Source organism: Vibrio chemaguriensis, from assembly GCF_012275705.1.
Classification (GTDB): Bacteria; Pseudomonadota; Gammaproteobacteria; order Enterobacterales; family Vibrionaceae; genus Vibrio; species Vibrio diabolicus.
Genome location: NZ_SHOE01000037.1, coordinates 16,198 through 29,901 on the forward strand (window position 1 = coordinate 16,198; position 13,704 = coordinate 29,901).

11 protein-coding genes are annotated in these 13,704 nt (G+C 43.3%); 6 read left to right on the forward strand and 5 right to left on the reverse strand.

The genetic code is table 11. From position 1 onward, the window contains the following. The first annotated feature begins 138 nt into the window (after window positions 1-138). The 3 genes from EX191_RS21655 to EX191_RS21665 all read left to right on the forward strand — a co-directional run bounded on the left by EX191_RS21655 (window position 139) and on the right by EX191_RS21665 (window position 3,975). Window positions 139-615, forward strand: a complete 477-nt coding sequence (locus EX191_RS21655) for a GNAT family N-acetyltransferase (protein ID WP_193448460.1) — start codon at window positions 139-141, stop codon at window positions 613-615. Between the two features lie 194 nt (window positions 616-809). After that, a complete protein-coding gene (locus tag EX191_RS21660) occupies window positions 810-2,141 on the forward strand; it encodes a trypsin-like serine protease (RefSeq protein WP_193448461.1) in 1,332 nt (443 codons plus the stop codon). A 388-nt stretch (window positions 2,142-2,529) separates the two neighbouring features. After that, window positions 2,530-3,975 (forward strand): bifunctional NUDIX hydrolase/phosphatase PAP2 family protein, encoded by a 1,446-nt coding sequence (locus tag EX191_RS21665; RefSeq protein ID WP_006741551.1) that lies wholly within the window; start codon window positions 2,530-2,532, stop codon window positions 3,973-3,975. A gap of 161 nt (window positions 3,976-4,136) precedes the next feature. On the opposite strand, the gene EX191_RS21670 is transcribed toward EX191_RS21665, so the two are convergent. After that, window positions 4,137-4,946, reverse strand: a complete 810-nt coding sequence (locus tag EX191_RS21670) for a Cof-type HAD-IIB family hydrolase (RefSeq protein ID WP_139060563.1) — start codon at window positions 4,944-4,946, stop codon at window positions 4,137-4,139. 216 nt (window positions 4,947-5,162) lie between these two features. Between EX191_RS21670 and queE the strand changes: the two genes are divergently transcribed. Both queE and queC read left to right on the forward strand, forming a co-directional pair. Continuing rightward, window positions 5,163-5,813 carry a 7-carboxy-7-deazaguanine synthase QueE gene (gene queE / locus EX191_RS21675; RefSeq protein ID WP_053807456.1) on the forward strand — a complete coding sequence of 217 codons (651 nt, stop codon included), beginning with the start codon at window positions 5,163-5,165 and terminating at the stop codon, window positions 5,811-5,813. Between the two features lie 14 nt (window positions 5,814-5,827). Further along, window positions 5,828-6,523 carry a 7-cyano-7-deazaguanine synthase QueC gene (gene queC / locus EX191_RS21680; RefSeq protein ID WP_104969424.1) on the forward strand — a complete coding sequence of 232 codons (696 nt, stop codon included), beginning with the start codon at window positions 5,828-5,830 and terminating at the stop codon, window positions 6,521-6,523. 12 nt (window positions 6,524-6,535) lie between these two features. Here queC and EX191_RS21685 read toward each other — a convergent pair whose 3' ends face one another. The 4 genes from EX191_RS21685 to EX191_RS21700 form a co-directional block, all read right to left on the reverse strand. After that, the gene (locus EX191_RS21685; RefSeq protein WP_193448462.1) at window positions 6,536-8,509 is read right to left on the reverse strand and encodes a tetratricopeptide repeat-containing diguanylate cyclase; all 1,974 of its coding nucleotides are present in this window, start codon (window positions 8,507-8,509) and stop codon (window positions 6,536-6,538) included. A 187-nt stretch (window positions 8,510-8,696) separates the two neighbouring features. Then, entirely contained in the window at window positions 8,697-9,050 is a 354-nt protein-coding gene (locus tag EX191_RS21690) for a DUF2750 domain-containing protein (RefSeq protein ID WP_005395049.1), read from the reverse strand. Window positions 9,051-9,217: 167 nt separating this feature from the next. Further along, window positions 9,218-9,826, reverse strand: a complete 609-nt coding sequence (locus EX191_RS21695) for an OmpA family protein (RefSeq protein WP_193448463.1) — start codon at window positions 9,824-9,826, stop codon at window positions 9,218-9,220. Continuing rightward, entirely contained in the window at window positions 9,768-11,099 is a 1,332-nt protein-coding gene (locus EX191_RS21700) for a TolC family outer membrane protein (protein ID WP_193448464.1), read from the reverse strand. The genes EX191_RS21695 and EX191_RS21700 overlap by 59 nt, the downstream gene beginning before the upstream one ends. 400 nt (window positions 11,100-11,499) lie before the next feature. On the opposite strand from EX191_RS21700, the gene EX191_RS21705 reads away from it, so the two are divergent. Next, window positions 11,500-13,704, forward strand: a 2,205-nt coding sequence (locus EX191_RS21705) for a tandem-95 repeat protein (RefSeq protein WP_195806553.1), incomplete at its 3' end; no start/stop codon positions are given.

The window sequence follows — 13,704 nt, forward strand, 5'->3', positions numbered from 1 at the left end:
TGCCTCTGTACGCTTATTAAGTGCAGGGGCTTTTTTGTTTGTAGATAGCGTAAACGTCTCGTGCAGGCAATTTTGTGACTTGCCAATACGGCATTTTCCTCACAAACTACAGCCATTCAATTTTTAGTGACCCTTTGTATGACCACGTTTGTAATTAAATCTGCGTGTTTTAGCGACCTTGAGTCGCTCAACGACCTTATGTTTGAGCTGCATGATGAGCATCATCTTCAATCTCCTGAGCTGTTCAAAACTGCAGAGGAGATAGAGCAAGAAAAAAGTATTGCTCGATACATTGATGATCCTGAATGTCTTGTTTATGCAGCAAAACAAGGAGATGAAATGATTGGTTTTATCTCTGGTCATTTCTGTGAACTTGTTTCTACCGTCAGTCAGCCGGTTATGATGGGAAGTGTGGATGAGCTCTATGTGTTACCTGAGTTTAGGAAACAAGGCACAGCTCAGGCATTGATTAACAAAATTGAGTCAACGTTCTCTGATTACGGTGCAAAACAGATGTTTGTTGAAGTATGGCACTTTAACCAGGGTGCAATCTCTTTGTATGAAAAACAAGGGTTTGCACACCATATTCACTATCTAAGAAAGCCGTTGAGCTAATGACCATGCTTAATTTTAATATTGTGATACACATTCTAGCGAATTGAAATCATTCAGTTCGTCAATAGACTTTTCTCTATAAGTTGCTCGCAATGTTAGTAAATTAATATGCGCCCACATTGGTATTGGCGTTTTTGTCTGCTTGTTTATTAGTAGCACGAGGATCGTGCTTACAAAAACAAGAGGACAATATTTTGAAACTAACAAAATCGTTACTTGCGTTGGCTGTTTTGCCAATGTTCGCAAGTGCTGATGATTTGTCACAGACACAAAATCACACTATACAACCCCAGATCGTAGGCGGCATCACTGCTGATCCTAGTGAGTGGAGATTCTACACCCAAATTGTTAGCCGTTATGGTAACCGATCATATTGTGGTGCCAGTTATATTGGGAATGGCTACGTCCTTACTGCGGCCCACTGTGTCGAGGGTGATTCGCCGAATCAGATTGCGGTTAAAATCGGTGGCGTCGTTTACAATGGCACTGACGGTGTTCGAGCTAACGTGAGTGAAATCCACATGCACCCGGCATATCGCCGAGCAACGCTTTCTCACGATCTCGCAGTCTTAAAGTTGGACTCTGTACCTCAAGGTGTTGCTGCGGTTGAAATTGCCGATGGTAGTCTAACGCAATACGCCAGCATCGGAGATTGGCTTACAGTCGCAGGTTTAGGGAGAACCTCTGAAGGAGGAAGCTCTCCATCTCGGTTGCAAGAGGTTGACGTTCCACTCGTGTCAGACACGACTTGTCGTCAAGCCGGTGGCAACTACACAACTGTTGGAGAAGTGTCATTCTGTGCGGGAATTCCTCAAGGTGGGATAGATTCCTGTCAGGGAGATAGCGGTGGTCCAATCGTTATTAATCGTGGTGGCATAATTACTCAACTTGGTGTGGTCAGTTGGGGGATAGGTTGTGCTCGTCCGGGTATGTATGGTGTTTATAGCGATATCGCCGCCATGCGTAATTTTGTTAATGGTGTCATTGGCACGACTACACCTCCGAAAGAGAATGTTTCTGTTGGGTATACCACCGAACAGACATTGGCATCATTTAATGTTGGCGAGTTGCAGCAACATAGTTTTGTTATCAAAAATTCAGGTAACACGACGTTCACTGTAGAAAACGTTCGCGCTTTTGCTTCTGGCGTTGCTGATGCTGCCGTTATTGCAAATGATCAGTGTTCTCAGGCGACGTTAGCAATGAATGCAAGTTGTCGTGTCGATGTCGAATTTGGAGCAGCTCAGGCGGGAGAAGCAAGAGTTGCTTTGAACTTCAACATTGATAAGACCAGCACACAATATCAGGCGCTAGTGTCGGCTCAAGCGAAAACAGTGACAACGCCTCCAACAGATCACTGCGCAGCAGAATGGCGAGCGAGTACGGTGTATCTCAAAGGAGATAACGTTACTTGGAATGGCAAAGTGTGGCAGGCGCAGTGGTGGACTCAAGGCGATAACCCAGCAGACTCTGGACCTTGGGGTGTTTGGCAAGAAGTTCGCGACGCACATTGCAAGTCTAACTAACCATCAAGCATTCAAAAGCTGATTCGTTGGTGACTTAAGGTAGAATTCATTCTTGGTTTCAACGAACAGCGCATAGTTATCATAAGCAGGGTTTATTGTTTTCGAATAATAAGCCCTTTTTTATTGTTCCAACTTTGAGAACCCATAAAATGTGTATGACTTTATCCTGACGCTACCTTCATATAACTGGCAGAATTGCGATCAACATTTCATGTTTTGTCTGATTTTTGTCAGGTTTGCATTAAATTACTCTCCAATGAGCTTCAAGATCATGCTTTATTCGATCAACGTTGTTTGGCATAACTCGTTACTTAATTTTTATCGAAAAAGATAAGATTAACTGCCATTATTCATTGGCTATCATAATGTTTACTTAAGGTCATATTTTGTGTTGAGACAGCTGTTATTACTCATCCTTTGTTTTATTTTGTTACCTGTTTCACCAATCTCTACGGCTAAAGCTGCCGCGAGCGAAGTAAAAGGGGCGCTCTGCGTTGTTCGTGCTGACGACAAGTTAGTGCTAGTTCATGAAATATTGACGGATAAGATTTCTCTACCTGGTGGGACAATTATTGATGGAGAATCCCCCAAAGTTGCTGCGCAAAGAGAAACGTGGGAAGAAACGGGTTTAGTGGTCACGGTTGGGGAGGAACTTGGCAGAACAGACACCGCGGTTTATTACGATTGCATATCAGACTCTGAGATTATTGCTTTTTCGATGAACAATTCCTTAGGTGGGAATGAGTTACCTATTTGGTTTGCTCCTCACTACGGAGTAGAAATCGCATCTGCAATGTTACTTGGACCATCCGAGCTGCCATCATTTTTGTACCGCTATCCCGCTCAATGGCCACAAGCCATTCAGTTTTTTGAACAAGCTACTCAGCAGTCCGCATCTTATGTGACTCAGCTGATCGAATCCGCGCCTTCATTTCGTCAGATTGAATTGAGGTGGATGAAAGACTTACAAAGCTGGGTAGGGGCTTTATCAGAAACGAGTTTCGAGGTAGCGAATCAGATCTCAAATCTTGTTATAGAACTGACAGAACCTACGATACTGCTTTTTCTCTTTCCGTTGGTAATGATGCGTTTTGGCAGTCGATTTGTATTCCGACTTTTTTTCGCTATTAGCGCGACGTCCCTGATGGTACTTGTAGCTCAACAGGGCTTTGCGCTTCCTCGCCCGCATGTCTATATACCAATGATGGAGTTAACACACAGCTTTGGATTTAGTTTTCCAAGTTTGCCTATTGCCGTTTGGTTTTGTGTTTTAACCTTTTTATTTCAGAGAACGCATTATTTCGGTTTGAATGGTACGACCGCTGTCATGATGCTCATCACGCTTACTATTATGTTATGTAAGTTCTTCCTTGGTAGCGCCTTTTTCTTAGATATGTTGTTTGGTGCGCTGTTAGGAAGCTTGGTGGCCTGGCATGTTCTGCGATTGGAAACAAATCAAGACGTGAATGTTGATCAAGTGCTGAGCTCAAAAGGCGTCTGGTTCATTATGACTGCGGTAACGGCGGTCATCTCTGTTATCTGGCCATTACCTGTGTTTGGCCGCTGGTTAGCTATTTTAATTACGGCATCAGCGTTGGTTATGACGTTTAGAGAGTCAAAAGTGCATTTGGATTCTCGTCAGATGATTTTTGTAACGCTTGCGTTGGTATTCGTTGAGCAACTTTATTTGTACTCAAGCTCTGTTGTCTCGTTTAGTGGTTTGTGGTCATTGGTATTGTCGACGTTGCATTATCCATTGTTGATGTTGCTGTTTATCTTGCTTGCAAGAAAGCTGATTCATGAAAAACAACAGAGAGAAACAGTGCTAGATTGATGGTTGTATGTTTTTTTCTCAGGCATACGAGTAAAAAGAAAGCCTTGCTTTACAGCAAGGCTTTTTTGTATGTTGAGTAGCTCAACAATGTGGCTTTGCGTATATCTGACGTCATGGCTGAGTTAAAGGTAATAACGTTGATGCCATAGCGGCGGATAGAATTAAGCGTTAAGGACGAATTTTTCAATCGCTTTAGCGACACCGTGTTCATCATTACTTACCGTAATGTAATCAGCGATTTGTTTGGTCTCTTCCATCGCATTTCCCATCGCGATACCAAGGCCAGCGTACTTCAGCATGTGGTGGTCATTTTCAGCATCACCCATACAGATCACTTCTTCCGGTTGAATACCTAGATACTCAGCAATTGCAGCAACACCAATACCTTTGTTGCTCGCTGGGTTAAGAAATTCCAGGAAGAACGGAGCGCTTTGAACCACCGTAAACTCTTCACGCATTTCAGACGGAAGCGCTGCGATGACCTCAGTTAACTTACTTGGCTCGGCAACCATCATTGCTTTGATGATTGGATGATCATCTTCTAGCGATTCAAAATTAATCTCTGTTACATTTAAGCCATTAATGTTGGCTTCGATGTCAGTGTATGGGTTTTTCTCATTGGTGATCAAGCCATGTACTTGGCTGAATGCGTGCACATAAGCGCCTAATTCTTTCGCTTTACGAGCGACTAATTTAGCTGCCTTACCATCAATGATTTGCTGGTGGATGATTTCATTTGTTCCTACGTTCTTAACCATAGAGCCATTGTAGAAAAGGACAAAATCTTTATCGGAATGGATATTCAGTTCGTCGAGCTTGCCTTGCATTCCTTCTAATGGGCGACCAGAAGCGAGAACGACAGTAACGCCTGCTTCTCGAGCCTTTGCGATCGCTTGTTTGTTTTCTTCAGAGATTGCTTTATCACTATTGAGCAGTGTGCCATCCATATCTAATGCGATCAGTTTATACATCATTTCTTACCTTAAAGTTTTTGGGAACTGTAAGTGAATAAGGTTTGGTATAACGCTAACCAGAAACCTACGCTCACCGCGACTATGAAACTACAAAATGGTCTATTTTAACAATTAATTTTTGGTTTAAATTGACCTAGACACGTGTGTCCATTAAGGTCTTCGCCTCGAAGTATTATGAGTTGAGTGAGTTCTACGTTGTATAAGCTAAATGAGATGTTTGAAACCATCCAAGGGGAAGGGGTTTTCACTGGAGTACCTGCTGTGTTTGTTCGCCTTCAAGAGTGTCCGGTTGGTTGCTCATGGTGCGATACCAAACAAACGTGGTATGCAGATGAGAATGACCAACGCCAAATTGGTGATATTTTGGTGAAGACGGAAGATTCTCCGACATGGTGCGTCGCATCTGCCGAGAACATCGTAGAGCAATATCAACTGCAAGGCTTTAATGCTAAACATATCGTGATTACTGGTGGGGAGCCTTGTATTTATGATCTACGCCCTTTAACAAAGGCGTTTGAGGATATGGGTTGCCAATGCCAAATCGAAACCAGTGGCACATCAGAAGTCATCACGTCAGAAAATACATGGGTGACCGTGTCCCCAAAAGTGGCAATGAAGGGTAAACTGCCAGTTCTCAATAGCGCGTTAGAACGTGCGAATGAGATTAAGCACCCAGTTGGTACGCAAAAAGACATCGACCATCTTGATGAGCTATTGGCAAATGCGAATGTCACGGTTGAGACTGTCATTGCATTGCAGCCTATTAGCCAAAAGCCTCGTGCAACGCAATTGTGTATTGAAACGTGCATCGCTCGCAATTGGCGTTTGTCTGTTCAAACTCATAAATACCTAAGTATTGCTTAAGAGCGGAGAGAGAAATGAAAAAAGCCGTTGTTGTTTTTAGTGGTGGTCAGGATTCCACGACTTGTCTGGTTCAAGCACTTAAAGAGTTTGATGAAGTTCATGCCATTACTTTTGATTATGGTCAGCGCCACAAGTTAGAGATAGAAGTGGCACAAAAGATCGCAAAGGATCTTGGTGTCAAAGCGCATAAAGTGATGGATGTTGGCCTTTTAAACGAACTTGCGATTAGCTCTCTCACGCGCGATGACATCCCTGTCTCACACGAATTGCAAGAAAACGGCCTACCAAACTCTTTTGTTCCTGGCCGGAACATCCTATTTTTAACGCTCGCAGGAATCTACGCCTACCAAATTGGGGCTGAAACCGTAATTACTGGCGTGTGTGAAACCGACTTTAGTGGTTATCCAGATTGTCGTGACGATTTTGTGAAAGCAATGAACACGGCTTTGGTGCAAGGGATGGACCGTAATCTGACGATCAAAACACCGCTAATGTGGCTAAATAAAGCAGAAACGTGGGCGTTAGCTGATCAATATGACGCGTTGCAACTGGTTCGTGAAAATACGTTGACCTGCTACAACGGGGTCATTGGTGATGGTTGCGGTGATTGCCCATCGTGCGATTTGCGCAAAGCTGGCTTAGATGATTACCTAAACAATAAAGAGACCGTAATGCAGTCTCTTGTGAACAAGCAGGCTGCTGACGTTTAGTCGTGCCTTGTTTTACTGGCTAACATAGTCAGAACTTAGGCTAATTGGCTCATCGTATGCGTCTATAATGATGTTTTTTCCCTGCTTTTTAGCCTGGTATAAAGCTTGGTCTAGTATCGAATAAAGTTCATCAAAGTTGGTAAGCGGCATTGATGTTGATAGATAGGCCAAGCTAGCAGTTACACTCAGATCACTATTATTTACCGTGCGTACGCGCTTCTCTGAAATCGTTTTGTGTAGGCTTTGCACCCGGAAAGGAACGTCAATTTCATCGACGTTTTTCAATAATAAGATAAACTCTTCTCCACCCAAACGGCCGATATACTCTCCCTTATTGAGCTTAGCTTTAAGCACTTGGCAAACTTGCTGTAACACCAAATCGCCAGTCGGATGACCGTATTGATCATTTATCGTCTTAAAGTCATCAAGGTCGATTAATGCTAAAACATAGCGGAAGTCTTCGTCCGCTTTGGAGGTTTGACCTTTGATGGTCTCTATAATTGCCGCTCTATTCAACGCACATGTTAGACTATCTATTTTGGCTTTTTGTCGTGTTTGTCGCTGAAGTATCAATGCCAGAATGAGCAAGACCAACAAACAGGAAACCACAAAATTATAAGTGCGCTTTTGATCGGTAAGCTTCTCAAATTGATGCTGATTTAAGCTTTTTTCATTATTCAACCGAGCGACTTGAAGATCATATTCGTACTCTTTCTTTGTAAGGTCTAATGCCTCTAATGCTTTAATATTGCTAGCGTCTCGGTTGGCCAATTCAATGGTTGAATAGGCTTCGTGGTGCTCTAATGCCAGTTTATAATCACCTTGGGCTTGGTACGCTTTGGAAAGGAGTAATTGAGCTTGTGCCTGTAATAATGGTCTAGAGTTATTGATCGCTAGTGTTAACGCGACTTTGTCATGTGCAATCGATTTTTCAGTAGCATGGTTTTTCAAATACGCGAACCCAGCAGCTAAATGCCCTTCCGTTTCGAGGTGCGTATTTTCATACGTTTCAGCAATGTCTAAAGCTTTTCTAATGTAATCTACTGCGGTATCCAGTTGCCCACTTTCGGCTAAAACCGCAGACAGCCCTAAGTAGCTTAACCCTTGACCATATGGGTATTGGAGCTGGTTGAGTATTGTTAATGCATTTTGATAATGATTGATGGCTTTATCGAATTCTTTGGATTTCTTATACATTGCCCCAAGGCTATGTTCGACCTGGGCGACTTTGAGTGGTGTCCCTTCATCTTGACGAGCGAGTAGGGCTTGGATGAGATATTGTTCTGATTGTTCAAACTGCCCAAGCTCTGCTAGCAAATTTCCGACGTCATTGTAAATGCCAGAAGGATCGCTTTGAGCAGACATGTTGGCCAGCAGCTTTCGATAAAGGCTCAGCGCTTTTTCATAGTCACCACGATAGTTATAGTTATTCGCTACCACACGTAACGCGAGATCAATAGGGAAGTTTTCTTGGTGTTGTTGACTTAGATGGCTTTCTAACGACGAGCAATAAAAGTTTGCTTTGTGATAATGACCTTGTTGATTCAACGTATAACAGAGCTGATAGTTCATCAAAGCTTTGCCTTCAGAATCTGAAGTCTGCTTCATTTTTTGTCGCAATGAAGAAAAGCTATTTACTGAGGCGTCATAACTACCATGCTTACGTTCATTTAAGGCAAGAATATACTCTGACTCTAACTGAGCAAAGTTATTGTTGAGAACTTGGCTGCTTCCATAGTACGGCTGCTTTATGTTCGACATATATTCATAAATCAGCCCGCTGACGTAGAGTTTTTCGCTGTGCGATTTCGCGGTGTGGTATCGATCTTGAAGCATGCTTAATGCTGAGTCAGGATTACTTCTCAATGTGGTTTGATAAACGGCGTGCCACTGCGTGATATTTTGTTCTGGCTCAATATCTTGAGTGTCACTAGCATATACCGGGGCGAGTAAGAGTGACGCAAGCAAAGGATAGAGCGTGCGCATATTTAAACGTGCCTTATGTTCTTTTGTTGCTTTGGAATTGGAGAATCATAGCGCTATTAATTGATCAGCGTTGTGATTGAGTTGGGTGTACGAAGAAAAAGAATAGGAAAACTATGCACTTGGTCGATATATCAAAAAAAGAGCATCAAAAGAAAGACCCCAACATAAAGTTGAGGTCTAGGAGTCGTTATGCAATGTAAAGCTTTGCTAGATCTTGAGGCTCCATTTCTTTGCCTTCTAGCTGATCGTTCCAGTTAGTACCAACAAGAACACCATCTTCTGCAAGAGTTAAAAGCCAATCTTCAACAAAGATATCTAGTGGGATTTCTAGTACAGTGAAGTCAGCCCATTCTTCAACATTGTGCGCTTCTGCATCTTCTTTAGAAGACCAGAAAGGCATGACTTCACTGTTTTCGAATTCAGTTGAATCGCAAGATAGCCAACCTTCTTCATTGCGTAAACCCCAAACCAGTTGGTTTTCTTTTGTTTCTGCAACAAAAAGGTCAAGGTTTGCTTGGATATCTGATGTAAGTTTGCTCATTTCAAAACTCTCGTTGTTATGACGCCGCTAGGGTAACACTAAAGTGCCGATTCCTAAAGCATAATACGGTTATTGCAATGAGTAAAAATAAAGGAGCCGAAGCTCCTTTTCTTATGTCGTTCTAGGTTTATTAATGCTTGTTTGAACAAACATTAATACAGATATTTTTACCTTTCAGGGAGGGTAGTGAATATTGTCCACTCTTTTTTAATCTCGCCTTTATAACCAACGACAGAAGCAGTTACTCGGCGGTTTAAAGCGTGGCTGACTTCATCGGTACCTTGTTGCGCTAGGTGAGTATCACCAAAGCCAACAATACGAACTCTGCTCGGTTCGATGTTGTAGCTCAATAGCGCCTCACGGACATTACGTGCTCGTCTCTCTGATAGATCTTGGTTGTGCTGAGAGCCACCAACTTTACTCGCGTAGCCGTGCAGTTCGATCGACGTAGTAGGGTATTCTTTTAAAAAATCGGACAGTTCACGTACTTGTCTTCTGAACACGGGATTGATTTCATCAGAATCATTGGCAAAAAGTATTCTCACTTGCATGTTATCTGATGCTTTAATGTATTCGCCGCAACCGTCATTGTCGACTTCTGAGCCTTCCGGTGTTCCAGGGCACATATCTCGAGCGTTGATGACGCCATCGTTATCTTCATCTTGAAGGTCAGCGATTTGCTCTGCACTTGGTACAGGTCGATAGTCATACTCGTCTTCAGCAACAACCTGTTGAGTAACGGCGAGAAGGCTTAATACAAATAGAATTAGGCACATCGACTCGCAAGGCATTTAACAATTGGCCGGTCGCATTCATTACACGGTATTTCGCGTATTGCTCTGAATATCGAGCATCCAAGTAGTTTTTTCTCGCTTCAAATAACTCGTTTTCAGTATTTAACAAATCCAAAAGGGTTCGTTTACCGATGCGATACTGTTTCTCGTAGGCGATAACAGTTTCAGATGCCGAATCTACGTGATCCGCCAGAAACTCTTTTTGCTGAAGCGTTAAATCTAGCGCGCTCCATGATAGACGAAGCCCTTCTTCAACGCTGCGGTATGCGCGTTCTCGTAAATCTTTGGCTTTGTTTAGTTGATAGGCAAAGTTTTCAGCATTGGCGACATCACTACCACCATTAAAGAGGTTGTAACGCATACGCAGCATCGCTGTCGTTTCATCGCTGCTTCCTTCGATACCGCTTGCATCATCACGCCACGTTTGAGCCGCTTCTACAGATATCGTTGGATAGTAAGTTCCCTTAGATTGCTTATATTGGAACTTAGCTGAGTCTACATCTGCCATCGAAATTTTGATTACTGGATGCGATTCAAATGCCAAGTCAATTGCTTCATCTATGGTGTAGGGAATAAAGTTCTGGTCCGCTCGCGGAAAAATCAATCCTTGTGGGGACTGTCCGACAAGGCGTGTAAACGTGGTGTGGCTGTCATATAAGTTGTTCTGAGCCGCCACCAAGTTACCGTGAGCTTTTGCTAAACGAGCTTCTACTTGAGTTAGGTCAGCGGTAGACCCAAGTCCTGAGTTAACTCGCTTTTTAATGTCTTCGTAGATCTTCTTATGAACCTTCAAGTTGTTTTCTGAAAGTGTAAGAATTTCATAAGCTTTTACTGAATCTAAGTAAACCTTTGCCACTTCGAGTGCCGTGTCTTGAGCATCAGCAAGCAGTTGATAACGAACTGATTCTGCGTCAGCTGCTGTTCGATCCATATCGTTAAGTGTCGCAGAACCGTCCCATATCAACTGGGTTAGTGTCACGGTCGCTTCTTTTCTTGTTAGATCCGTTGAATCTCGCCCTGCTTCTGCTGGGTTAATGCCTTCATAACCGATACCGGCGTCTAAATCTACGGATGGGAGGTAAGCACCGCCAGATGCTTCATTCACATACTGCTTGCTAACGAATTCATTGAACGCACTTTTGATGTCAGGATTGGTTTTTAATGTGTTTTCAACCGCTTGCTCTAGTGTTTGCCCAAAAGCATGACTAGCTGCGAACACACCAATGCAAAAGGCGTTGGCACGAGTCCACTTCACTGTGATTCTCCTAGATAATAATAAAATTTCTCGAGGTGAGAGGGCTTATAAGTGGGATACCTATAAGGGCGTCAATAATTTAGCGCACAATAACATTAATACACGATGAAGTAACCTGTTGATTCATTGTTCATTTGTTTCATTCTTGATAAATCAATTCATTTGGTGGGTCTAAATTTTGAATAAGGATCCCGATTTTAAAGTGAAATTGATGTTTGACAAGAGTTGAGTGGCTTTTATTAAAACAAGACAAATATGCGCATAGATTCCTATTGATGTATGACACATAATTACTTAATTGAGCATCAAATTGCTGTTATTGCACTATATAATCAGGCAATATATAGCAAATTAGTATTGTTAGTCAAAAACTTGACAGTTATTTAGGGTTAAGATTTATATGGATCGTACAGCGTTAGTGTCACTCGGTAATCAAGTCGTCGTAATAGGTTTAGATGGGGAGCTGAGAGTCCTAACAGAAGGACAACAGCCCCTACCAGGTGAAGTGGTAGTGGCAACGACAGATGCTGCACCTCTAAATTTGAACATTCAACTAACTGAAGAGCAAGGCTCAAAAGATATTTCAGATGATGTGGCACGAATTATTGGTGCTATTGAGCAAGGTCAAGACCCTTCTATAGTTGATGAAGAACTCGCGCCAGCTGCGGGTGAAAACAGTGGTTCAAGTTTACAAAATAGTGCCACGATTGCACGGGATGGCACTGAAGTACTGGCCTCAACAAATTTTGAAACTATTGGCTTGGAATCCCTCGGTTTATCTGAAACACAAGCGTTGACCTTAAATGACTTTTTCGCAACAAATATAGAAACCAGTGGAGATGGCTCAAATAAACCACTTACTAATTCTCCAGTGACATTAAGCGCTATCGAAGAAGATAGCGATCGCATCACGATAACTACCGAAGAATTACTATCGAATGTCGATATTGACGATGCTGATACTCTTATCGTTACAAACGTCACTATTGAGAGTGGGAATGGCACTTTAATTGATAACAACGATGGATCTTGGACTTATATCCCAGAAGCTGATGATGATACTGAAGTGTCATTCTCCTATGACATCATTGATGACGATGGGGGTGTTATTAATGGCACTGCTAATTTAGATATTAAGCCTGTTAATGACGCGCCAATAGCGACTAACGATGCGATTCAAACTGACGAAGATTCCCAGGTTGTAATTGATGTGCTCGCTAACGACAGTGACATTGAAGGTGACGATTTATCCATTACTTCTGCTTCTGTATCAGAAAAGCAAGGTATCGTTGAGATTGTCGATGGTAAGCTTGTTTTCACTCCGGCTGAAAACTTCAATGGTAATGCAACTATTAGCTACACCATCTCAGATGGTGAGCTAGAGGATGAAGCTCAAGTCTCGGTAACAGTAAACTCAGTTAACGATGCGCCTATTGCCCTTAATGACGCAACAATTACAGAGGAAGATACCTCAGTAACGATTGATGTGTTGCCAAACGACACTGACATCGATGGTGATACGTTAAGCATTGAATCGGCGTCTGTGCCGAGTGACCAAGGTACAGTCGAAATTATTGATGGCAAACTGGTGTTCACACCGGCAGAAAACTTTAATGGCGACGCTGAGATCACTTACACCGTCACCGATGGTTCGTTGACTGACGAAGCGACGGTCAAAGTCACGGTGAATGAGGTAAACGACACGCCTGTGATTGAAAGCAGCATCGCAGACCAAACCTTGGCAGAAGACTTCACGCCATACACCATCGATCTAAATACCGTTTTCAGCGATGTGGATAACGCCGATGGCGAGTTAACGTTTAGCGTCTCTGGCAACAGCAACATTCAAGTGGCGATCGTCAATGGCATTGCTACGTTCACTCCAACCGCGGACTGGAACGGCTCAGAAACCCTAACGTTTACTGCTACCGATCCAAGCGGCGAGAGCGTCAGTCAAACGGTGGACTTCACGGTAGCGCCTGTGGCGGACATCGTGGCAGACAAAGCGACGGTTGTGGAAGACACGCCGACCATCATCAAGGTCTTAGGTAACGACACGTTCGAAGGCGACAACAAAGTGGTGTCGCTGGATACCAACAATGGCCCAGCCAACGGCACGGTCTCGGTCAACCCTGATGGCAGCGTGACTTACACGCCAAACGACAACTACCACGGTACAGACAGCTTCACCTACTTCGTCACCTCCGGTGGCGTAAGTGAGTCCACCACGGTGAACGTCGATGTGACACCGGTCAATGATGCGCCTGTGGCAAAAGATGACACGGCGGTTACTGACGAAGACACGCCAGTGACGATTGATGTCCTGCCAAACGACACCGATGTGGATGGCCATGAGCTGTCTATTCAATCGGCGTCTGTGCCGAGTGTTCAAGGTACAGTCGAAATTATTGATGGCAAACTGGTGTTCACACCGGCAGAAAACTTCAATGGCGACGCTGAAATCACCTACATCGTTACGGATGGTCAATTGACCGACGAAGCGAAAGTGGTAGTTACCGTTAACCCAGTAAACGATGCGCCAACTATCAAAGTTGATGCCGTAGAAAGCATCACTGAAGACGCAGTGAGCACTGATACGGTAGTG